18 protein-coding genes are annotated in these 22,072 nt (G+C 74.1%); 2 read left to right on the forward strand and 16 right to left on the reverse strand.

Annotated features, from left to right (window positions below):
• Window positions 1-76: 76 nt before the first annotated feature.
• Window positions 77-1,993, reverse strand: a complete 1,917-nt coding sequence (gene htpG / locus ACFVVL_RS00280; protein WP_387670141.1) for a molecular chaperone HtpG — start codon at window positions 1,991-1,993, stop codon at window positions 77-79.
• Window positions 1,994-2,196: 203 nt separating this feature from the next.
• On the opposite strand from htpG, the gene ACFVVL_RS00285 reads away from it, so the two are divergent.
• Together ACFVVL_RS00285 and ACFVVL_RS00290 are read left to right on the forward strand one after the other, a co-directional pair.
• Complete coding sequence (locus ACFVVL_RS00285; RefSeq protein ID WP_380293427.1) at window positions 2,197-3,000, forward strand: glycerophosphodiester phosphodiesterase; 804 nt, start codon at window positions 2,197-2,199, stop codon at window positions 2,998-3,000.
• Window positions 2,997-4,385 (forward strand): MFS transporter, encoded by a 1,389-nt coding sequence (locus ACFVVL_RS00290; protein WP_387670143.1) that lies wholly within the window; start codon window positions 2,997-2,999, stop codon window positions 4,383-4,385. Before ACFVVL_RS00285 ends, ACFVVL_RS00290 begins: the two co-directional genes overlap by 4 nt.
• A 21-nt stretch (window positions 4,386-4,406) precedes the next feature.
• Here the strand turns inward: ACFVVL_RS00290 and ACFVVL_RS00295 are convergent, their stop codons facing one another.
• From ACFVVL_RS00295 to gcvPA, 15 genes are all read right to left on the reverse strand, one after another.
• On the reverse strand, window positions 4,407-5,432 hold the full coding sequence (locus ACFVVL_RS00295; RefSeq protein WP_387670145.1) for an LLM class flavin-dependent oxidoreductase: 1,026 nt from the start codon (window positions 5,430-5,432) through the stop codon (window positions 4,407-4,409).
• Between the two features lie 163 nt (window positions 5,433-5,595).
• Window positions 5,596-6,594 carry a type I glyceraldehyde-3-phosphate dehydrogenase gene (gene gap / locus ACFVVL_RS00300; RefSeq protein ID WP_387670147.1) on the reverse strand — a complete coding sequence of 333 codons (999 nt, stop codon included), beginning with the start codon at window positions 6,592-6,594 and terminating at the stop codon, window positions 5,596-5,598.
• A 186-nt stretch (window positions 6,595-6,780) separates the two neighbouring features.
• On the reverse strand, window positions 6,781-7,740 hold the full coding sequence (locus tag ACFVVL_RS00305; protein WP_387670149.1) for a GlxA family transcriptional regulator: 960 nt from the start codon (window positions 7,738-7,740) through the stop codon (window positions 6,781-6,783).
• A 137-nt stretch (window positions 7,741-7,877) separates the two neighbouring features.
• Window positions 7,878-8,600 carry a DUF998 domain-containing protein gene (locus tag ACFVVL_RS00310; RefSeq protein WP_387670151.1) on the reverse strand — a complete coding sequence of 241 codons (723 nt, stop codon included), beginning with the start codon at window positions 8,598-8,600 and terminating at the stop codon, window positions 7,878-7,880.
• 155 nt (window positions 8,601-8,755) lie between these two features.
• Window positions 8,756-10,054 (reverse strand): diaminopimelate decarboxylase, encoded by a 1,299-nt coding sequence (locus ACFVVL_RS00315; protein WP_387670153.1) that lies wholly within the window; start codon window positions 10,052-10,054, stop codon window positions 8,756-8,758.
• 289 nt (window positions 10,055-10,343) lie between these two features.
• Entirely contained in the window at window positions 10,344-11,219 is an 876-nt protein-coding gene (locus tag ACFVVL_RS00320; RefSeq protein ID WP_387670155.1) for a nitroreductase/quinone reductase family protein, read from the reverse strand.
• Window positions 11,220-11,281: 62 nt separating this feature from the next.
• Window positions 11,282-12,307, reverse strand: coding sequence for an RNA ligase family protein (locus tag ACFVVL_RS00325; RefSeq protein WP_387670157.1), 1,026 nt, complete (start codon window positions 12,305-12,307; stop codon window positions 11,282-11,284).
• A 108-nt stretch (window positions 12,308-12,415) separates the two neighbouring features.
• A complete protein-coding gene (locus ACFVVL_RS00330; RefSeq protein ID WP_387670159.1) occupies window positions 12,416-14,020 on the reverse strand; it encodes an amylo-alpha-1,6-glucosidase in 1,605 nt (534 codons plus the stop codon).
• A complete protein-coding gene (locus tag ACFVVL_RS00335) occupies window positions 14,020-14,859 on the reverse strand; it encodes a carbohydrate ABC transporter permease (RefSeq protein WP_380293406.1) in 840 nt (279 codons plus the stop codon). The genes ACFVVL_RS00330 and ACFVVL_RS00335 overlap by 1 nt, the downstream gene beginning before the upstream one ends.
• Window positions 14,860-14,868: 9 nt before the next feature.
• The gene (locus ACFVVL_RS00340; RefSeq protein ID WP_387670161.1) at window positions 14,869-15,843 is read right to left on the reverse strand and encodes a carbohydrate ABC transporter permease; all 975 of its coding nucleotides are present in this window, start codon (window positions 15,841-15,843) and stop codon (window positions 14,869-14,871) included.
• Window positions 15,840-17,156: an ABC transporter substrate-binding protein gene (locus tag ACFVVL_RS00345; RefSeq protein WP_380295644.1), complete on the reverse strand. Its 1,317-nt coding sequence runs from the start codon at window positions 17,154-17,156 to the stop codon at window positions 15,840-15,842. The genes ACFVVL_RS00340 and ACFVVL_RS00345 overlap by 4 nt, the downstream gene beginning before the upstream one ends.
• 84 nt (window positions 17,157-17,240) lie before the next feature.
• Window positions 17,241-18,011, reverse strand: coding sequence for an SDR family NAD(P)-dependent oxidoreductase (locus ACFVVL_RS00350; RefSeq protein ID WP_387670164.1), 771 nt, complete (start codon window positions 18,009-18,011; stop codon window positions 17,241-17,243).
• Window positions 18,008-19,126, reverse strand: a complete 1,119-nt coding sequence (locus ACFVVL_RS00355; protein ID WP_387670166.1) for an ATP-NAD kinase family protein — start codon at window positions 19,124-19,126, stop codon at window positions 18,008-18,010. Before ACFVVL_RS00355 ends, ACFVVL_RS00350 begins: the two co-directional genes overlap by 4 nt.
• Window positions 19,123-20,697: an aminomethyl-transferring glycine dehydrogenase subunit GcvPB gene (gcvPB, locus tag ACFVVL_RS00360; protein ID WP_387670168.1), complete on the reverse strand. Its 1,575-nt coding sequence runs from the start codon at window positions 20,695-20,697 to the stop codon at window positions 19,123-19,125. Before gcvPB ends, ACFVVL_RS00355 begins: the two co-directional genes overlap by 4 nt.
• On the reverse strand, window positions 20,694-22,043 hold the full coding sequence (gene gcvPA, locus ACFVVL_RS00365) for an aminomethyl-transferring glycine dehydrogenase subunit GcvPA (RefSeq protein WP_387670170.1): 1,350 nt from the start codon (window positions 22,041-22,043) through the stop codon (window positions 20,694-20,696). The genes gcvPB and gcvPA overlap by 4 nt, the downstream gene beginning before the upstream one ends.
• Window positions 22,044-22,072 lie beyond the last annotated feature (29 nt).

The following is a 22,072-nucleotide window of genomic DNA, read 5'->3' on the forward strand; positions in this document are numbered from 1 at the left end:
TAAACTGAAATGAATGGCACGGGAACGCGACGACCCCGGCCGCGGAACGGCGGCCGGGGTCGCGGGGCGGGTGCGGTCAGAGGCCGCGGGCCAGCCGCTCGGTGAGCAGCCGGGTGAAGCGCGCCGGGTCGGGCAGGTCACCGCCCTCGGCCAGCAGCGCGCCGCCGTGGACCAGCTCGGCGATCTCCGCCAGGGCCGGGTTCGCGGGGTCGGCCTCGTGCGCCGCGCGCAGCCCGGTGATCAGCGGGTGGGCGGGGTTGAGCTCCAGGATCCGCTTGACCGGGGGCACCTGCTGCCCCATCGCGCGGTACATCTTCTCCAGGGTCGGCGTCATGTCCTGGGCGTCGCCGACCACGCAGGCCGCCGAGGTGGTCAGCCGCGAGGAGAGCCGGACCTCCTTGACCTGCCCGGACAGGGCCTGCGTCAGCCACGGCAGCAGCGCGGCGAACTCCTGCTCCCGCTTGGCCTTCTCGGCCCCGGCCTCCTCGTCGCCGCCGTCCGGGCCGTCGAGGTCGACCTGCCCCTTGGCGATGGACTGCAGCCGGTGGCCGTCGAAGTCGGGCACCCGCTCGACCCAGACCTCGTCGACCGGGTCGGTGAGGATCAGCACCTCGTACCCCTTGGCGGCGAAGGCCTCCATGTGCGGGGAGTTCTCCACCGTGGCGCGGTCCTCGCCGGTCAGGTAGTAGACGGCCTCCTGGCCGTCCTTCATCCGCCCGACGTACTCGCGCAGGGTGGTGGGGCGCTCCGCGTCGTGGGTGGAGGCCGCCGAGACCAGCTCCAGCAGGGACGCGGTGCTGTCGGCGTCCTCCAGCAGGCCCTCCTTCAGCACCCGGCCGAACTGGTCCCACAGCTTCAGGTAGCGCTCGGTGTCCTTGGCCTGGATGTCCTTGAGCGCGCCGAGGACCTTCTTCACCAGGCGCCGGCGCACCCCGCGGATCTGGCGGTCCTGCTGGAGGATCTCCCGGGAGATGTTCAGCGACAGGTCGTGGGCGTCCACGACGCCCTTGACGAAGCGCAGGTAGTCGGGCATCAGCGCTTCGCAGTCGTCCATGATGAACACCCGCTTGACGTACAGCTGCACGCCGCGCTTGGCGTCGCGGGAGAACAGGTCGAACGGCGCCTGGGAGGGGATGAACAGCAGCGCCTCGTACTCGAAGGTGCCCTCGGCGCGCATGTGGACGGTCTCGGCCGGGGCGAGCCAGTCGTGACTGATCTGCTGGTAGAACTCGGTGTACTCGGCCTCGGTGACCTCGCTTCGCGGCCGGGCCCACAGCGCCTTCATCGAGTTGAGGGTGTCGACCTGCCGGGTGGTGGTGCCGTCGGCGTCGGTGTGCTCGCTCGCCATCCGGATCGGCCAGCGGATGAAGTCCGAGTACTGCTTGACGATCTGGCGGATCTTCCGGTCGGCCAGGTAGTCGGCCAGGCCGTCCTCGCCGTCGGCGGGCTTGAGGTGCAGGGTGACCGAGGTGCCCACGGGAAGGCCGTCGACGGCCTGGATCTCGTAGGTGCCCTCGCCGTCCGACTCCCACCGGGTGCCGGCTTCGGTACCGGCCCGGCGGGTGTGCAGGGTGACCCGGTCGGCGACCATGAACGCCGAGTAGAAGCCGACGCCGAACTGCCCGATCAGGCTCTGCGCCGCGGCGGCGTCCTCGGTCTCCTTGATCTTCTCCAGCAGTCCGGCCGTGCCGGACTTGGCGATGGTGCCGATCAGCTCCACGATGTCCTCGCGGCTCATCCCGATCCCGTTGTCGCGGACGGTCAGCGTCCGCGCCTCGGGGTCGGCCTCCAGGGTGATGTGGAGGTCGGAGGTGTCGGCGTCGAGGCCGGAGTCGATCAGTGATTCCAGCCGCAGCTTGTCCAGGGCGTCGGAGGCGTTCGAGATCAGCTCGCGCAGGAAGATGTCCTTGTTCGAGTAGATCGAGTGAATCACCAACCGGAGCAACTGGCGCGTCTCGGCCTGGAATTCCAGCGTCTCGACAGTGCTACCCACTCGGGGGGCTCCTCTCTGGGGCGGTGCGTGAGCGACGGACGCGGAGGGACGCCGGGCGGCCCCCTCCGCATCCGCATGATAGGCGGCCACGCGGCCCCGTGGGCGTTACATCTTGACATCGGATGTAACAATGTCACGCGCCGCGGAGCACCTCCCGGGGCACCCCGTGGAGCACCCATGGAGCACAGAGCACGGAGCACCGCATGCACCCCTTCCTCGACCACCCGGGGCCGCTCGCCTTCGCCCACCGGGGCGGCGACCTCGGCCGCCCGGAGAACTCGCTCGCCGCCTTCGAGGCCGCCGTCGCGCTCGGCTACCGCTACCTGGAGACGGACGTGCACACCACCGCCGACGGCGTGCTGGTGGCGTTCCACGACCACCGGCTCGACCGGGTCACCGACCGCACCGGGGTGGTGGCCGAGCTGCCCTGGCGGACCGTCCGGCAGGCGCGGATCGGCGGCACCGAACCGGTCCCGCTGCTGGAGGACCTGCTCGACGCGTTCCCCGGCGCCCGGTTCAACATCGACGTCAAGGCGGCGCCGGCCGTCGGGCCGCTGGTCGAGGCGGTCCGCCGGACCGGGGCCTGGGACCGGGTCTGCGTCGGCGGCTTCTCCGACGCCCGGCTCGCCGCCGTGCGCGCCGCCGCCGGGCCCCGGCTGGCCACCTCGCTCGGCCCCCGCGAGGTCGCCCGGCTGCGGCTGCGCTCGCTGGCCGGGCCGCTGGCGCGCGGCGGCACGGCGCCGTGGGCCGGCCTCTGCGCGCAGGTGCCCGAACGGCACCGGGGCGTCCGGGTGGTGGACCGGGCCTTCGTGCGCGCCGCGCACCGCCTCGGCCTGCAGGTCCACGTCTGGACCGTGGACGACGCCACCCGCATCCGCTCGCTGCTCGACCTGGGGGTGGATGGCATCATGGCCGATCGCATCGACGTCCTGCGCGACGTCCTCCGCGAGCGCGGCTGCTGGACCCCCGGCGGCGACGGCTCCAGCACGGGGATGGGAACAGCATGAGCACCACGACAGACCGGCCGGAACATCCGGCGACCGCCACCGAGGACGACCGCCGGGCACTGCGCCGGATACAGGTCGGGTGGTACGTCAACGACTGGGCCAACGCGGCCTTCTCCGCCACCGTCCTGACGGTGTTCCTGGGGCCGTACCTGACCTCGGTCGCCAAGGCGGCCGCCGACGCCGACGGGAACGTCCACCCCCTGGGCCTGTCGATCCGGGCCGGCTCCTACTTCCCCTACACGGTCTCCTTCTCCGTGCTGCTCTCGGTCGGCGCGATGCTGCTGGCCGGGACGGTCGCCGACCGCACCGGGCGGCACAAGGAGCTGATGGGCGGCTTCGCCTACCTCGGCGCGACCGCCACCATGGGCATGTTCTTCCTCGGCGGCGACCGCTACCTGCTCGGCGGCGCCCTGCTGGTGGTCGCCAACCTCGCGTACGCGGTGTCGGTCGCGCTCTCCTACGCCTACCTGCCGGGCCTGGCCGCGCCCGACGAGCGCGACGCGGTGTCCTCCAAGGGCTGGGCGTACGGCTACGCCGGCGGCGGGCTGCTGCTGATCGCCAACCTGGCGCTGTTCCAGGGCCATGACGCCTTCGGCCTCACCGAGGGCACCGCCGTGCGGATCTGCCTGGCCTCGGCGGGCCTGTGGTGGGCGCTGTTCACCGTCGTGCCGATGCTCCGGCTGCCGTCCCGGGCCGGGGTGCTCCCCGGTCGCGCCGCCGCCGAGGTCCGCAGCGAGCCGGCCGCGGGCAGCCTGCGGGAACTCGGCCGCACCCTGCGCGGCATGCGGCGCCACCCGCTCACCCTGCTCTACCTGGCCGCCTTCCTCTGCTACAACGACGGCATCCAGACCGTCGTCTCGCAGGCCTCCCTCTACGGCAGCGAGGAACTGGGCATGGACCAGACCTCGCTGGTCACCGCCGTGCTGCTGGTGCAGGTGGTGGCGATCGGCGGCGCGCTGCTGCTCGGCCGGATCGCCCACCGCTACGGCGCCAAGCGGACCATCCTGGGCTCGCTGCTCGGCTGGGTGGTCACCGTCGCGCTCGGGTACGTCATGCCGGCCCACCAGCCGGCCTGGTTCTACGCCCTGGCCTGCATGATCGGCCTGGTGCTCGGCGGCAGCCAGGCGCTGTCCCGCTCGCTGTTCTCCCACCTGATCCCGCCCGGCAAGGAGGCCGAGTACTTCAGCGTCTACAAGGTCAGCGACCGCGGCACCAGCTGGATGGGGCCGCTGGTCTTCGGCCTGGCCTACCAGGTCACCGGCAGCTACCGGTCGGCGATCGTCTCGCTGCTGGTGTTCTTCGTCGTCGGCTTCGCCGTGCTGCTGAAGGTCCCGGTGCGGCGGGCGATCGAGGCCGTCGGCAACCCGGTGCCCGAGCGCCTGTGACGGCCCCGGCCCCGGCCCCGGTCAGGCGTCCTCGGCCGGCTTCCAGCCGAGGGCGGGGGCGAGGTTCGTGGCGATGTCGGTGAGGATCTGCACGTAGTCCTCGTGGCCGAAGGTGAACGGCAGCGCGAAGACCACCTCGTCGACCTCCCGGAACCCGGCGTGGGCGTACAGCTGTTCGGCGATCTCGGCGGAGCTGCCGATCAGGTCCCGGGCGTACATCACCCGCGCCGGGCCCTGCGGGGCGGTGGTGCGCGCCGTGCGGCCGTCGACGTAGGCGTGGTAGCGCGCCCGCTGCTCGGCGGTGGCGCTGTCGGTGGGGATCACCACCAGGCCCTGCGAGACCCGGGCCCGCGCACCCAGCGGGTGGCGCTCGCGGAAGGCGGCGATGTGCGAGCGCTGGATCTCGGCGAAGTCCTCGGACTCCTCCGCCCGCACCACGTTGCTGGTGAGCAGGCCGAGCCCGCGCTCACCGGCCCAGCGGGCGGAGCGCAGGCTCCCGCCGCCGTAGCGCAGGCGGTCCGCCAGGCCCGGCGAGACCGGCTGCACCCTGTCCGAGTACACCTCGATGCCCTCGACCCCGCTGAAGTCGGTGGCCGGGTCGCCGCGCAGGAAGCCCAGCAGCCGGTCCACCCGCCGGTAGCCGAAGTCCTCGGCGTCGGCGGTGTCCGGGTAGAGCGCGCCGGACACCTGCTCCCAGTGGCCGGGGCGGCCCACGCTCACACCCGGGTCGAGCCGGCCGCCGGAGAGCAGGTCGACGGTGGCGAGGTCCTCGGCCAGCCGCAGCGGGTTCTCCCAGCCGACCGGGATCACCGCCGTGCCCAGCCGGATCCGGCTGGTGCGCTGGGTGGCCGCCGCCAGCACGGCGACCGGGGAGGAGATGCCGTGCTGGAGGTGGCGGTGGCGCACCCAGGCGCTGTCGAAGCCCAGCCGCTCGCCGAGTTCGACGAGCCGCAGCGTCGACTCGTGGCCGGCGCCCGGGTCGGCCGGGTCGAACAGCCCGATGGTCAGGAAACCCAGCTTGCGCAGGGGCTGCGTGTGCGACGGCACCGGTCGTCCTCTTTCCTCGGTTCCCGCCCGGCGGGCGGACGGCCGGGCGTGCCGTCCACCGTCACACACCGGCCGGGGCCGCTCAAGGGCCGCCGGAGGATCGCCACGGGGCGCAACATCCGCGTCACACCCCCGCAGCGGTTCCCGGCGGCCCGGGCTCCCGTCAGCCGCGGGAGAGCAGCTCCAGGGTGTCGACGACCCGGTTGGAGAAGCCCCACTCGTTGTCGTACCAGGCGACCACCTTGACGTGCTTGCCGTCGACCCGGGTGAGGGCCGCGTCGAAGATGGACGAGGCGGGCTCGCCGGTGATGTCGCCGGAGACCAGCGGCTCGTCGGCGTAGTCGAGGATGCCCTTCAGCGGGCCGTCGGCGGCGGCGCGGTAGGCGGCGAGCACCTGCTCGCGGGTGACCTCGCGGGCGACGGTGGTGTTCAGCTCGACGATCGAGCCGACCGGGACCGGGACCCGGATGGAGTCGCCGGAGAGCTTGCCGTCGAGGTTCGGCAGGACCAGGCCGATCGCCTTGGCGGCGCCGGTGGTGGTCGGCACGATGTTGACGCCGGCGGCGCGGGCGCGGCGCAGGTCGCGGTGCGGGCCGTCCTGGAGGTTCTGCTCCTGGGTGTAGGCGTGCACGGTGGTCATGAAGCCGTGCTCGATGCCGGCCAGCGCGTCCAGCACGGAGGCGAGCGGGGCCAGCGCGTTGGTGGTGCAGGAGGCGTTCGAGACGATCACGTGCTCGGCCGGGTCGTAGGCGTCGGTGTTGACGCCGTAGGCCAGCGTGACGTCGGCGCCGTCGGAGGGGGCGCTCACCAGCACCTTCCGGGCACCCGCCGTGAGGTGGGCGCGGGCGGCCTCGGCGGAGGTGAAGCGGCCGGTGGCCTCCAGGACGAGGTCGACGCCGAGCTCCGCCCAGGGCAGGTTCGCGGGGTCGCGCTCGGCGAGCACCTTGATCCGGCGGCCGTCCACGACGAGCTCGTCCCCCTCGACCCGCACCGGGTGGCGGAAGCGGCCGAGCGAGCTGTCGAAGCGGAGCAGGTGGGCGAGCGAGTCGACGGGGGCGAGGTCGTTGACGGCGACCACCTCCAGTTCGCTGCCGCGCTCCACCAGGGCGCGCAGGCTGTTGCGGCCGATGCGGCCGAAGCCGTTGATGGCGATGCGGGTCATGAGGGCTCCCTGGGTCGGGCCGGGCGGTCCGGGTGCTCCGGGCGGTCCGTTCGTTCGGTGACGGTTCAATCATCGGACCGTTCGAAGCCGCCGGACAGGGGCTGGATCGACATGGTGCGCAAGGATCCCGCCAGCATCCCTGCCAACGGTCGCAAGGATCCCGCCACGCCCGGCCGGAGGGCGGCGTCAGTCCTCGGCGCGGGCCGCGAAGGTGTGGCGGTACTCGGTGGGCGAGGTGCCGAGGACGCGGTGGAAGTGCAGCCGCAGGTTCGCCCCCGTGCCCAGCCCGGCCCGGTCGGCGATCTGCTCCACCCCCAGGTCGGTGCGCTCCAGCAGCTCGCGCGCCAGGTCCACCCGGGCCCGCAGCACCCACTGCATCGGCGTGTAGCCGGTGTCCTCCACGAACCGGCGCGAGAAGGTGCGCGCGGAGACCCGGGCGTGCCGGGCGAGCCCCTCCAGCGTCAGCTGCTCGGCCAGGTGCTCCAGCGCCCACTCGCGGGTGCCGGCGAAGAGGTCGCCCAGCGGCTCGGGCACGCTGCGCGGCACGTACTGGGCCTGGCCGCCGCTGCGGTAGGGCGCGGCCACCAGCCGGCGCGCCACGTGGTTGGACAGGCCCACCCCGTGGTCGCGCCGCACCAGGTGCAGGCAGAGGTCGATGCCGGAGGCCGCGCCGGCCGAGGTGAGCACGGCGCCCTCGTCGACGAACAGCACGTTCTCGTCGACCCGGATCCGCGGGTGGCGCTCCGCCAGGACCCTGGCGTAGTGCCAGTGGGTGGTGGCCCGCCTGCCGTCGAGCAGCCCGGTGGCCGCCAGCGCGAACGCCCCGGTGGAGATCGCGGCCAGCCGGGCGCCCCGCCGGTGGGCGGCCACCAGCGCCTCGACGACGGCCGCCGGGGGTTCGGTGGTGGCCGGGTCGCGGTAGCCGGGCACGAAGACGGTGTCGGCGTGCTCGACCGCCTCCAGGCCCTCGGCCACGTGGTAGGAGAGACCGTCGCCGCCCGTCACCAGCCCGGGCGCCGGACCGCAGACCCGCACCGTGTAGGGCATGCTCGGCCGGCTGGAGAACACCTGCGCGGGGATGCCCACGTCCAGCGGCTTCGCCCCCTCCAGGACCAGCACGGCCACCTGGTGCTTCCTGCGGCCCATCGGACCTCCTCCGCTCCCCGCGGGTGCCGGCGGGCGCCGCGGCGCGCCCCGGCCGGTCCGACACCGGCCGCAAGCATCCTGCCATCGGCGCGGGTCCGCGGTCCGGCCCCGGCCGGGGGCCCGGGCCCCCGGGGCCCTCAGGGGCCGGCGGGGGCGGCCCGGCCGGCCGGGCGGGGGGCCGGACCGGCGAGGGCCTCGCTCTTCACCAGCCAGGCCACGCCGAAGGCGAGCACGGCGACCGCCTCGCCCAGGTAGGGCACGGTCAGCGGCCAGTCCCGGGCCAGGTGGAGCACCCCGGCGACCGCGACCGCCCCGACGGCCGCCACGATCACCCAGCCGCAGACCAGGTAGACGAGGTCACGCGCCGGCCGCCGGCCGCCCTCGGCCGGCGAGTCCGCGAACAGCCGCAGGCAGAAGTAGGCCAGCACGCCGAACAGCCCGGCAGCGAAACCGAGGTGAACCGTCCCGACGGCCGTCTGGGCGCCGCTGGGGTGCGCCGTGACGGAGTCGGGCGGCTCGGTCGGGAAGAGGGCCACCCCGATCGCCAGCACCCCGGCCACCGAGCTCAGCCGGTCCTCCCGGCGGTCGTGGCGGTAGCAGATCAGGAAGACGCCGATGGCGCAGAGGCCGCCGACGAAGACGTTGCGCATCGAGGTGTAGTAGGACGCGCTCATCGAGCTGAGCAGGGCGATCCGGGCGGAGGTGAGGCTGTTGCCGACGGGCAGCACGATCGGCAGCAGGGAGCCGAGCAGCCCGATCCCCAGCCGCAGACGGCGCACGGTGCGCGCGTCCTGGGCCTGGGGTGCGGCGGGGGGACGGACGGTGCCGGGGGGACGGACGGCGTCGGGGGTTCGGGGCATGACGAGGCCTCCTTCGACGAACTGAGGCTGTCGCGCCGCGGCCGGGAACGGCGGTCGCGGTCGCGGCAGGGTGATACCCGCCCTGCACCGCCCGGGAACCCCCACGGCCTGCCGTTCTGACAGAACGTCACCGGCCCGTCACCCCCGACGCCGGGTCAGCCGACCGGCCTCAGCAGCTCCTCGACGCGCTGGGCCCGGCGCAGCGGCTCGAAGCGCACCTCGCCGGCGGCGTCCACGGTGAACCCGTGCACGGCCGGCTCGGGCAGGCTGTTGTACTGGAAGTGGGTCGTCGCGTAGTACGCGCCGGTGTCGAGCAGCGCGACCAGGTCGCCCGGCTCCAGCGGCGGCAGCTCCCGGCCCCTGGCCAGCAGGTCACCGGCGAAGCAGCAGGGCCCGGCGACGTCCTGGGCCACCGGCGCCCCGTCCTTGGCGGCGCCCGAGGGGTGGTGCGCGGTGATCCGCAGCGGCCAGGCGTCCGGCATGAACACCGTGCGGGTGGCGACCTGGGCACCCGCGTGGGTGACGGCGATCCGGCGGCCCCCGGCCTCCTTGGTGTACTCGACGTACGCGGCGGTGAAGCCGTTCTTGGCGAGCAGCGAGCGGCCGAACTCGGTGGCCAGCCGGTACCGGCCGTCGAACAGCTCCGGGGCGTGCGCGCGCAGCCGGTCCACGTAGTCGGCGAAGCCGGGCGCGGTGGTGTCGTCCGCGAAGTTGACGGGCAGTCCGCCGCCGAGGTCGATGCCCGTCACCCGGCGGCGGCCCGGCTCGGCGTTGACCCGCTCGGCGAAGGCCGCGGCCCGGGCGACGCCCTCGGCCATGAGGTCCAGCGGGCAGCCCTGCGAGCCGACGTGCACATGGATCCAGGTGAGCCAGGGACGCGCGCGGAACGCCTCCACCAGCCGCTGCGCGTTCCCCGCGTCGGCCAGGGTGATGCCGAACTTGGAGGTCGCGGTGGCGGTGCTCATCGCGCCGATCCGCCCGGCGCCGACCTGCGGGTTGACCCGCACGCCGATCCGGGAGGCGGAGGCACCGGCCCGCAGCAGGTTGTCGACCCGGTCGAGCTCCTGCCAGTTGTCGATGTTGACGGCGGCGCCCAGCTCCAGGGCCCGGACCAGCTCCCGGCGGGTCTTGGCGGGCGAGTCGAGGACGATCCGCCCGGGGTCGAAGCCGGCCGCGAGGGCCTGGGCGAACTCGCCGGGGCTGGCCACCTCGCAGCCCAGGCCCAGCCCGCGCAGCCGGGCCAGCAGCGGGACCAGGCAGTTCGCCTTGGCCGCGAAGGTGTGCAGCACCTCGACCCCGGACGGGAAGGCGGAGTGCAGGTCGGCGACGCTCGCGGCCACGCCGTCGAGGTCGACGAAGGCGGCGAGCAGCGCGTCCTCCGGGTCGAGCAGCCGGTGGCGCACGGCCTCGCGCAGCACGAGTTCACGGCGGGCGGCGGGCTGGGGAAGGGTCATGGTGGGGCGCTCCACGGGCTCGTCGGGCGGCGGGTGGCCCGGCGGTCCGGCGGTCCCCCGCTCCGGGCGTGGCACCAGGCTGCCGGGCGGACGGCGGCCGCGTCCGCGTCCCACGGCGCGGATGTCCGGGAACGGCCCCGCATCACCCGGCCGGACGGCGCCGCCGGAGCGGGCGCACCGGTGCCCCGCGGCGAGGACGGGGCCGCCGCACCGCCGTGCGCGGCGAACCGGCAGTGCCCGGTCCCGGCCCCCGCCGGGGGTGCGCGGCGGCCGGCCGGGGAGGGGTCGGTCAGGACGGGTGGGGGACGTCGAGGGCCGGGAGCAGGTGTTCCTCCTCGTAGGCGAAGTGCTCCTCCAGGCCGTCGGTCACGCGGTCGAGTTCTGCCGCGAGTGCGGCGAGGTCGTCGTGCTCCGCCGCGAGGAGCCGCTCCAGGCGGGCGAGGGCCCGTTCGACCACCTCGTGTTCCTCGCGCAGCCGGGTGATCGCCGGTGCCAGGTGCGGGAAGTGCTGCTCGAAGGCGGTGAAGGAGCCGTCCTCGCGGGTGTGGTGGAGTTGCAGGCCGTAGCAGAACGCGAGGCAGCGGCGGTGGAGTTGCCGGGTGAGGTCGGGGGCCGGGCGGGCGGCGGGCCCGCCGTTCAGGGCGGCCTCGACGGCGGCGCGGACCTCGGCGATCCGGTCCCGCAGCTCGTTGTGGTGGGCGATCAGCTGGCGGCCGATCATCCGGTTGCGCTCACCGTCGGCGGAGAGGTCCAGCGAGTGCAGGGCGACCACCGGGATGACCCGGGTGGTCTTCTCCCGGTACTCGCGGAAGGCCGGGTTCACCCGGCACTGCCGCTCGTAGAGCTGGTCGCGCTCCTCGCCCTCCAGGACGACGGCGCGGGTGGCGAGGGGCTTCACATGCCCTTCCCCGGTGCCGGTCTCCAGGGTGACCTGCGGCGAGGCGACCAGGTTGTGGTACCAGTCGGGGTGCTCCGGGCCGCCGCCGTTGGAGGCGAACACCACGTACCGGCCGCCGTCGCGCAGCTGGACCACCGGGGTGGTGTGCGGCCTGCCGGTGCGGCGGCCCGCGGTGGTGAGGAGCACCAGCGGGACGCCCTCGAACACCCCTCCCACCCGGCCGTTGTTCTCCCGGAACTCCTTGATGATCCGTTCGTTCCCGCTCATGCGGACACCCCCATCGTTTGCTTTGAAAGCAAAGGCAAACTAACGGGGGCCGCCGAGGCCCGTCAACTCCCCCCGTCCGCAAGGGATCGGACGCCGCTCCGGTCGTCCGCGTCGAACCGGGCCAGGGTGCGGGCGGCCGGGGCGAGGGCGCGGTGGAGGGCCTCGCGGGTCCCGGCGGAGAGGCCGCCGAGGGCCTCGGCGAGTTCGTCGGTGACGTCGTGGGTGATCTCCCCGGCGACGGCGGCGGGCGGGGTGCGGGGGCCGAGCTTGCTGACGGCGGCGGCCGCGCGGGCCGGGGTGAGCAGCGCGGCGGCCTGGACCAGGAGCCAGGCGGGGACGCCGGCCGCGCCGTCCGGCGGCGGCAGGTAGGGGCGGGCGCCGTCGTAGCGCTCGTCCTCGGCGAAGGCGGGCTGCTTGACCTTCCGCAGCGGTCGCGGCCCGGCCTCGGGCGGCCAGGGGCCGGCCGGCTTGAGGACGTAGCCCTCGGCGAGGTTGCCGGACAGCGCGGGCAGGCCGAGCAGGGCCGGGACCCTGGTGGGGAAGGCGGCCGGCAGCTCCTGGAGGGCGGTCAGGGCGCCGTGCCCGAGGGCGGGCGCGCAGACGAGCCCGGCGGCGGCCGCGGCCTCCCGCAGGGTGCGGTCGGCGAGCCAGCGGCGCCCGGCGGCAGTCTCGACGGTGGCGTCGAACGGCAGCCAGTGCAGGCCCGGGGCGTACCAGACGCCGGTCTGCACCGGCTGGACCCCGTCGGCGGCGGCCACCCCGGGGTGCGGGTAGCCGCCGCCGGCGAGTTCGCCGTAGACGGTCACCACCGCCGCGGGGTCCGCGGCCTCGCGCACCGCCGCGGCGAAGCGGGCCGCCGCCACCGCCAGGGCCGGCCAGATCCGGCTGACCCCGAAGAAGTCGTCGAGCCCGTCGTCGCCGAGCAGTTCGCGCCGTTTCGCGGGCCGCACGCCCGACCGGTCGCAGACCACGGCGAAGTGCGCGCCGTGCACCTTCTCCACCGCGACCCAGGCGCGGGCGCCGGAGGCCGCGACGCCTCCGCGCGCCGGGATCTTGGGATAGGGCTGCAGGGCACGGTCGACGGTCATGCCACGGATCATCACCGGCCCGCCGCCGCCCGCGCAACGGGATTGCGGCGGGCCGGGCGGCCGGGCGCCGCGCGGCGAGGACGGCAGGGCGGGACAGGGGTGGTCAGATCATCCGGCCGCCCTGGCGAGGTCCAGGAACAGCGCCGCCGACCAGCCGAAGCCGGAGGTCGCGCGGGCCGCGCGGGCGCCGGTCAGCGGGTTCCAGTACTCGTAGAGGCCGCCCGCGTCCCGGACCATGGCGAGGGTCCGTTCCCTCAGCTCGGCGGCGGTCCCCGGGAAGCCCGAGCGCTCCAGGCCCTCGGCGAGCAGGTAGTTGACGTTGAGCCAGACCGGCCCCCGCCACATCGCCTCGGGGTCGAAGGCCGGGTCGTCGAAGGCCACGGTCGGCACCGGCCGCTCGCCCCAGTAGGCGGGCGAGCGCAGGGTCCGTTCCAGGGCCGCGGCGATCCCGGCGGGCAGCCGGCCGCTGAACAGGGGCATCAGGTCGAGCGCGGTGCGCACCGGCACGCGCGCGCCGGCCGACAGGGTGGTGAAGCGGGTGCCGTCCCAGCGCCGCTCCACCAGCAGCCGGGCGTGGGCGGCGGCGCGCTCGCGCCAGCGGGCGGCCTCGGCGGGGCGGCCGAGGGCGCCGGCGATGTCGGCCAGCCGATCGGCCTCCAGCACCAGGTAGGAGTTGAGGTCGGGCGGCTCGGCGCGCGGCCCGTAGTCCCAGACCGGGCTGTCGTCCAGGCCGGAGGAGTAGGGGTGCAGGTACTCGGGCAGGCCGTCGCCGTCCGGGTCGGAGGCGGCGAACCACCAGGTGTGGGCGCGCACCAGCCGGGGGTAGACGGCGGCGAGGAAGGGGACGTCCGGATCGGTCTCGTGGACCTTCCAGACGGCCCAGGCGGCGAGGGGCGGTTTGGTGACCGGGACCGGCGCGCGTTCGGGGCGCGCGCCGTTGGCGCTGCCGACGTGCTCGGCGAGCCTGGCGTGGTCGGCGCGCGGCAGGTCGGTGGTGTCGGCCAGCACCCCGTGCTCGTGCACCACGTCGGGGAGCCGGCCGTCCGGCAGCTGGTGGTCCAGGAAGAGCAGGATCTGGTCGCGGGCGAGCGCCGGGTCGCCGTGGCGCAGCGCGACGGCGTGGAACAGGGCGTCCCAGTTCCAGACGCCGACGTAGCCGTACTTGGACGGGACCAGGCCCTCCCGCCCGGCGATCGGCAGCAGATTGACGGCCAGCGTCCACCAGGCCGTCCGGGCGCGTTCGGCGAGGTCGGGGCGGACCGCCGGCATCCGGGCGAACCAGTCGTTCCAGCGGGCCTCGGCGGCGGCGCGCACCGCGGGGGCGGACCACTCCCCCGGCGGGCCCACCAGCACGTGGCAGCCGTCCAGCGCGAGGGTGCGCCCGGTGCCGTCCGGCAGCCGCCAGGACGCCCGGGCGCCGTGGCCGGCGAGCACCAGGGTGTCCGGGTCGGCGAACAGCAGCGAGACGCCCCCGGCGAAGGCGACCTCGACGGGCGTGGCCGCCACGACCGGCAGCGGGCGCCCGTCGGCGTCGTGCAGCAGGAGCCCGGTGAGTTCGGTGGTGGCGGCGAGCGGGGTCTCGTACGCGGCCCGGGCGACCCGCAGGCCGTCGGCCGGGGCGGGGCCGGCGGTGACCAGCAGATGCGCGCCGCGTTCGGTGAACGGCCGCTCCACGAGGTCGAGTTCGAAACCGAACGAAGGGGTCGGGGACATCAGCGCCCTCCCAGGCCCGAGGAGGCCATGCTGTTGAGGATCTTGCGCTGCCCGATCAGGAAGGCGATCAGCATCGGCACCACCGTCATCGCGGACAGCGCCGCGGTGAGGCCGTAGTCGATGCCGCCGCGCTGGGAGTTGAAGGAGTCGAGCAGCAGCGGGACGGTGAACAGCTCCGAGGTGTTGAGGAACACCAGCGGGAAGAAGTAGCTGTTCCAGCTGGCCAGGAAGACGATGATGCCGAGCGTCCACAGGCCGGGCCGGATGTTGGGCAGCACGATCCGCCAGAAGATCGTCCAGCGGCCGGCGCCGTCGATCCGGGCCGCCTCCTCCAGCTCCACCGGGACGGCCCGGATGAACTGGCGCAGCAGGAACACGGCGAAGGGGTTGGCGACGGCGGGCAGGATCAGCGCCAGGTGGGAGTCGATCAGCTGGAGTTTGGCCAGCATGATGTAGAGCGGCACGATGGTGACCTGGGCCGGGACCATCTGGGTGGCCAGGAAGAGGCCGAACAGCGGCCCGGAGCCGCGGAACGGGATGCGGGCGAAGGCGTAGGCGGCCATCGCTCCGGTGAGCAGGGTGGCGGCGACGGTGATCGCCGCGATGTACATGCTGTTCCAGTAGGCCCGCCCGATCGGCACCTCGCGCAGCACGTCGGGGTAGTTCTTCGCGCGCCAGGGCGAGGGCAGCCAGGACAGCGGCTCGTTGATCATCTGGCTGACGCCCTTGAAGGAGGTCAGCACCATCCAGACGAACGGGAACAGCATCAGCAGGCCGCCGAGGACGAGCGCGGTGTGCAGGAGGAGCTGCCGGGGGGCGGTGGAGTGGCGGACGGTCATGGCGGCGCCTCAGGACTCGTAGTGGACGAGGCGCTTCTGCGCCTGGAACTGGACCGCGGTCACGATGAGGGTGAGCAGCAGCAGGAGCAGCGCGGCGGCGCTGGAGAGGCCGAAGTGGAACTCCCGGAAGCCCTGTTGGTACACCTTGTAGACGATGGTCTGGGCCCCCTCGTTGTGGTCCGGGTTGACCAGCACGTAGACGAGGTCGAAGGCCTGGAACGAGCTGATCACCGAGACCACCACGGTGAAGAAGACGGTGGGCGACAGCAGCGGCAGGGTGACCGAGCGCAGGGTCTGCCACGGTCCGGCGCCGTCGATCCGGGCGGCCTCCAGCAGGTTGGCCGGGACGGTGGCGAGGCCCGCCAGGAAGATCACCACGTTCAGCCCCAGCGAGGACCAGACGGTCACCACCGCCACGGCGACCACCACCCAGTCCGGGTCGGCCAGCCAGTCCGGCAGGGTGATGCCGAACAGGTCGTGGACGGTGCCGTTGAGGATGCCGTCCGCGCCGCCGCCGAGGATCATCTGCCAGATCACCGAGACCGCGACGGAGCTGGTGACGACGGGCAGGAAGTAGACGACCCGGTAGGCGGTGCGCCCGCGCACGCCGTGCAGGGCGAGTGCGATCAGCAGGGCGAGGACCAGGCCGCCGGGCACGGTGATCAGGCCGATCTTGAGGGTGTTCCAGACCGCGCGGCCGAACTCGGGGTCGGTCAGCTGGGTGCGGAAGTTGTCCAGACCGACCCAGGTGGCGTCGCCGAGGCCGTCCCAGCGCATGAAGGACAGCACGACGGCGAAGCCGAGCGGGCCGACCAGGAAGACCAGCAGCCCGAGCAGTTGGGGGGCGAGGAAGACCAGCGCCCAGCGGCGGTCGCGGCGGCGCCAGCGCGGCTCGCGGCCGCCGCGCGCGGCGGGGGCGGCGGGGGCGGTCCCGGCGGCGGAGCGCTTGCGCCGCCGGGCCGCCGCCTGGGTCACGGCGCTCACCCCTGCTTGCCCTTCATGCCGTCGACCAGGGTCTGGAGCTGGGTCATGCCCTCGTCGAAGCCGACCTTGCCCTCCCAGATCTTCATCAGCTGGTCGTTGATGGCCTTGGTCAGCCCGGGGACGGCGACCTCGTCCGGGTAGTTGGCGAAGCCCCGGTCGCGCACGTCGAGGAAGGTCCTGGCGTGCGGCGGGTAGTTGCCGTCGGTGACGAGGTTCTCGGCGCCGCGGACGGAGGGGACGGCGCTGCCGCCCTTGAGCCGCAGCTGCTGGCCCTCCTTGCTGACGAACTCGGTCAGGAAGGCGAAGGCCTCCTTCTGGTGCTTGCTGTCCTTGTTGATCGTCAGGTACGAGGCGGCGACGGCGCCCGGGATCGGCTGCCCGGACTCGGAGGGGAACGGCACGACGTCGTAGCCCTCGCGGTCGCCGCCCTTGTCGATGCCCTCGATCACCCAGCGGCCGCCGGCGTAGAAGCCGGCCTTGTGCTTGATGAACTGGGTGGCCGCGCCGTTGCCCTCGGGCAGCAGGTCGGCGGAGGCGAAGGTCTTGTCCCGGTAGCCGTCGGCGAGGGTCTTCAGCGCCTGGCGGGTCTTCGGGTCGGTGGTCGCGACGAACTTCCCGCCGTCCCACACCTTGCCGCCGAAGCCGTTGACCATGCTGTAGTTGGCGCCGTACCAGTTCCAGAAGATCGTCCCGATCCGGTCCGCCGCCTTGAGCTTGGCGTTCATCTCCCGGAACTTGGCCATGGTCCACTGCCCGGCCTCGTCGAGCGCGGCCGGGTCCTCGGTGATGCCGGCGGCGGCGAGCGCCTTCTTGTCGAACCAGAGGACCTCGGGGTTGGTGTCGTTGGGGACGCCGTAGGTGACGCCGTCCTTCTTGGCGCCGCCGTAGATGCCCTCGAAGAAGTCGGCCGGCTTGCTGTGGCTGTCCGGTCCGGCGAGCCGTTCGTCCAGCGGGGCGAGCACGCCGTCGGAGACGAGCTTGCCGATGTAGTCGTCGCCGACGTAGAGGACGTCGGGGGCGGTCCTGGAGGTGAGCTGGGTGAGCAGCTTGGGGTGGTAGTCCTCGTAGGAGGCGACCTGCTCCAGCTTGAGGGTGATGTCGGGGTGTTTCCTGGCGAACTCGTCGGTGAAGGCCTTGAAGACCGCCGTGTCCTCGGCCGAGCCCCAGGTCGACCAGCGGAGGGTGACCTTGCCGCCGTCGGCCGAGCCGCCGCCGGCGCCACCGGCGCCGTTGGTGCCGCTGCACGCGGTGACGGTGGCGGCCAGCGCGGTCGCGGCGGCGACCAGGGCTGTCCTTCTGGTGAGAGCGGACATCGGATGCCTCCTGGGCTTTCGTGAGGGTGGGGGGTGAGGGTGGGCGCGGGTGGACGGGGGGTGGGGGACGTGCGGGTACCGGAGTCAGGCGAGGCCGCCGCCGTCGACGACGAGGGCGGAGCCGGTCATGTAGCTGCTGGCGTCGCCCGCCAGGAACAGCACGGCGGCGGCGATCTCCTCCGGCGAGCCGGCCCGGCCCATCGGCCGGTCGGCGGCGTCCTTCTCGAAGGCCGCCCACTCCTCCTGGAGCTGGCGCGCCTCGTCGCGGAGCATCGGCGTCATGGTGTCGCCCGGGTTGACCGAGTTGACCCGGATCCCGGCGGCGGCGTGGTCGATCGCCAGGGCGCGCGTCATGTTGACCACCGCCGCCTTGGAGGCGCAGTAGGAGAGCGCGTTGGCACCGCCCTTCAGCCCCCAGCCGGAGCCGGTGTTGATGATCGAGCCGCCCTCCGTCATCGCCGGGACGGCGAAGCGGCACATCAGGTAGACCGAGCGGACGTTGACCGCCATCACGCGGTCCCACTCGTCGGCGGAGATCTCCAGCGCGGTCCGGCGGCGGATGATGCCGGCGTTGTTGAACAGCACGTGCAGGGCGCCGTAGGTCTCCACGGCGATGGTCACGATCCGTTCGCAGTCGGTCTCGGAGGAGACGTCGGCGCGCACCGCGACCGCCCGGCCGCCCGCCGCCTCGATCTCGCGGACGACCTCCCCGGCGTCCGCGAGGTCGGCGACGACCACGGCGGCGCCCTCGGCGGCGAACAGCCGGGCGGTGGCCCGGCCGATGCCGGAGGCACCGCCGGTGACGACGGCGACCTTGCCGCGCAGGGTGTGCTGGGAGGGGGTGGGGTGGTTCATGGGAGCTCCTCGCTCGCGGACTGGATGCGGTACAGCACGGATTCACGGTGTCCGGTGACCACCCGGACGTGGCCGGCGAGCGCGGCGTCGGCCAGCGGGTCGCCGCTGTCGACCAGCAGCGGCCGCCCGCCGAGCGCGGCGAGCTTCTGCTGGGTGGCGAGCACGACGATCCCGGCGAGCGCGTCCAGCACCCGGGGGCTGAACTGCTGGTTGCCGCGCCCGATCACGAAGCCCTGGCCGCCGATCACCGACAACACGCCATGCGTCACCTGTGACATGGCAAGGGTGAGCAGCCGTTGCTCCGTGACGTCACGGGCGAGCACGGCGCCGTCCCGCACGACGTCCACGCCCAGCGGCGTCAGCTCCAGGCCGAGCGCCCGCCCGACGGCGAGGGTGGTCGCGCCGGGCCCGAGCGCGTACGCGGTGCCCGGCCGCATGGCCGCCACCACCGCCCGGGCGATCGACTCCGCGGAGCCCGGCGGCGCTGCCGAGGAGCCGGTCTTGCGCCCGCTCAGCCGGGCCCGCCCGGCCGGCACCCGCAGCGTCCCGTACAGCCGGGCGCCGACGCCGCCCGCGCGGTGGGCCTCCTCGTCGAGGTCGACGACCTCCGCCTCCGCGGTCCGCCCGTCGAAGGCGGCGGCCGCCGCGCCCGCCGCGGCCGGGCTGACCGCGAAGCAGCCCGAGTAGACCTTCACCCCGGCCGGCACCCCGAGCACCGGCGGGCGCGGCCCGGCGTCCAGGACGTCGCGCGCCGTGCCGTCGCCGCCCGTGAACAGCAGCAGGTCCACCACGCCGAGCGCCGCCACCGCCGCCCGGGTGTCGGCCGGGCCGGTCGCCGCCCGGCCCCTTCCCGCCGGCCCCGGCCGGTGGGCGACCTCGAAGCGCACGCCCGCCGCGAGCGCGCTGTCCTCCCCCATCGGCCCCGCCACCGTACGGACCAGGGCGTCCGGGCGGCGGGCGTGCAGGGCGCGCAGCGCGGCGGCGGCGCGGGCCCGGGCCCGGGGGACGGCGCCCAGCTCCAGCGCCCTGGCCTGGACCTGGGCCCCGTCGCTGCCCTTGAGGGCGACGGCGCCGCCGAGGCCCGCGACCGGGTTCACGATCAGGCCGACGATCATCCCGGCCGCTTCGCGCCGTGCTTGCGCAGGTAGGCGCGCCAGCTGGGCGACCACTGGGCCGGGTCGTCCAGGGCGGCCGGGTCGGTCTTGTGCACGGTCTGCCGGTAGGGGGCGCCGCGGACGAACTCCGGGTCCTTGCGGGCCTCGTCGGCGACATGGGCGAGGATCGCCGCGTACTCGTCGAGGTCCTCGCGGGAGTAGGACTCGGTCGGCTCCAGGGTGAACGGCTCGGGCACCACGTACGGGTGGTGGCTGGTCCAGTAGTGGACCCCGAAGTCCGCCGCCCGGATGCCGATCTCCTCCGAGTGCACGCCGGTCTCCTCGGCGAGCTGCTGCCAGGAGTAGCGGACCTGCTCGACCCGGCGGCGCCCGGCCCACGGCACCGAGGCGCCGGGGATCCGGGCGACCTTGGCCAGCAGGTAGTTGTTGTTGAGCACGGCCGTCTCGGCGACCTCGCGCAGACCCCGCGCGCCCAGCGCCATCACCCAGGCGTAGGCCCGCACCACGTTGGGCGTGACGCCGAGGAAGGGCCGGATCTTGCCGACCGAGCGCTCGGGGGCGGTGAGGGTGAAGGCGTCCCCCGCGCGGTCGACCACCGGCCCGGGCAGGAACGGCACCAGCGCCTCGGAGACGCCGCACGCCCCGGCCGCCGGACCGCCGCAGGCGTGCGGGGTGGAGAAGGTCTTGTGCAGGTTGAAGTGGCACAGGTCGAAGCCGGCGTCCCGGGCCCGGGTGATGCCGAGGATGCCGTTGGCGTTGGCCTGGTCGTAGCAGGCCAGGCCGCCCGCCGCGTGCACCAGGTCGACGAACTCGCGGATCCGGGGGTTGAAGATCCCGGTGTCCTCCGGGTTGGTGATCATCAGGGCGGCGGTGCGCGGGCCGACGGCGGCGCGCAGCGCCTCGATGTCGGGGTTGCCCTCGGCGTCCGGCATCAGGGTGATCACCTCGTACCCGGCGACCTTGGCGCAGGCCGCGTTCGACGGGTGGGAGAACATCGTGGTGATCACCTGGTCGCGCTGCTCGCCCTCGCCGCGGGCGGCGTGGTAGGCGCGGATCATGGCGATGTTGGCGTAGATCGCGGCGGAGCCGGCGCCGGGCTGCAGCGAGACCCGGGCCATGCCGGAGATCTCCTTGAGGATCTGCTCCAGCCGCCAGTAGATCTCCAGCACGCCCTGCACGGTGGACTCGGGCTGCAGCGGGTGCAGGGCGGCCACCCGCGGGTCGCGGGCGAAGGAGTCGTTGACCTTGGGGCTGTACTTCATGGTGCAGGTGCCCTGGCCGACGTCGATGTTGAAGTCGGCGCCCAGGGTCTCCTGGGAGAGCCTCAGGTAGTGCCGGACCACCTGGTTCTGGGACAGCTCGGGCAGCGCGGGCGGGGTGCGGCGGGCGACGCCCTCGGGCAGCTCGACGGCCGGCGCGCCCGGGGCGGGCACGCCCACGCCGCGCCGGCCCGGGCGGGACAGCTCGAAGACGATCTCCTCGTCCCAGCGGGCCTGGTGGAAGCGGCGCAGGGCCGGCTTCGGCGCCACGGGCAGGGTGGCGAACGGTTCGGGGGCTTCGTGCGTGCTCACCGGGCTCCTCCGGGCGTGGAAAGGGCGTCCCCGAAGGCCGCCGCGAGGGTGTCGATGTCGGCGATGGAGTGCTGTTCGGTGACGCAGACCAGGACCTCCCGGGGCCCGAGCCGCACCCCGCCGAGGATGCCGCGCCCGCGCAGGGCGTCGAGCAGCGCGTCGGCGTCCGGCACCTCGACGGCGAACTCCCGGAAGTGCAGGGCGTCCTGGTGGCGCACCACGGCGCCGGCGGCGGCCAGCGCGCCCATCGCGTACCGGGTGCGGGCGAGGATCGTCTCGCCGACCTCCCGCATGCCCTGCGGGCCCATCAGCGCCAGGTAGACGCCGGCCGTGATGCCCCACAGGGCGGCCGCGGTGCCCACCCACTCCTTGCCCTCCTCGCGCAGCGCGAAGGAGGTGCGGTCGTAGAAGACGTCGCCGAAGCCGTACTCGCCGGGGACGGCGGTCGGGGCGATGCCGAACAGCCGGGACGGGAACTCGGCGACCAGCCGCTCGTCGTCGTGGCTCGCGATGAACCCGGCCTGCCCGCCGCCGTACTGGGGGTGCATGCCGAGCGACTGGATGTCCCCGCAGACCAGGTCGGCGCCGTAGGAGGCGGGCGGGGCGAGCACGCCGAGCGAGATCGGGTCGGTGCCGACCACCAGCAGCGCGCCCACGCCGTGCGCCAGGTCGGCGAGTTCACGGCCGCGGGTCTCGACGACCCCGTGCACGGTGGGCGTCTCCAGGTACAGGGCCGCAAAGGTCTCGTCGAGGCGGACCTCGCCCGTCTCGCCGGAGGCCGCGACCGGGGCGAGCAGCACCTCGACGTCCGGGGCGAGGTAGTCGCGGATCTTGGCCAGCTTGTCGGCGGCGAGCGCCCCGCTGACCATCACCCGGGAGCGGCCGGTGCGGCGGGCGGCCATCCGCAGCGCCGTGCCGGCCGCCTGGTAGCCGTCGTAGGTGGGGACGTTGACGACGTCCATCTCCAGCAGCTCGGCCATCATCGAGACGTACTCGAAGAGCGCCTGGAAGCGGCCGTGGTCCTCGTAGGGCTCGCCGGCGTAGGCGGTGAGGAACTCGCCGCGGCCGTTGACCTCGTCGCAGACCGCCGGGACGTAGTGCGGGTAGCAGCCGTGGCCGAGGAAGCTCAGCAGCGCGGCGGGGTCGGTGTTGCGCGCCAGCAGGCCGCGCAGGTGCCGGGTGAGGCCCTGCTCGTCGGCGAACGGCTCGGGCAGGTCGAGCGGGCGGTCCAGGCGCAGGTCGGCGGGGATGTCGCGGTAGAACTCCGCGACGTCGGGGGCGCCGATCTCGGCGAGCATCGCCGCCCGCGTCTCGGGCCCCGCGTTGGGGATGTAGGGGTGGGACACGCGCACTCCTCAGGGCGTGGTCGGTCGGG

It is taken from the genome of Kitasatospora sp. NPDC058115, assembly GCF_042884635.1.
GTDB lineage: Bacteria > Actinomycetota > Actinomycetes > Streptomycetales > Streptomycetaceae > Kitasatospora.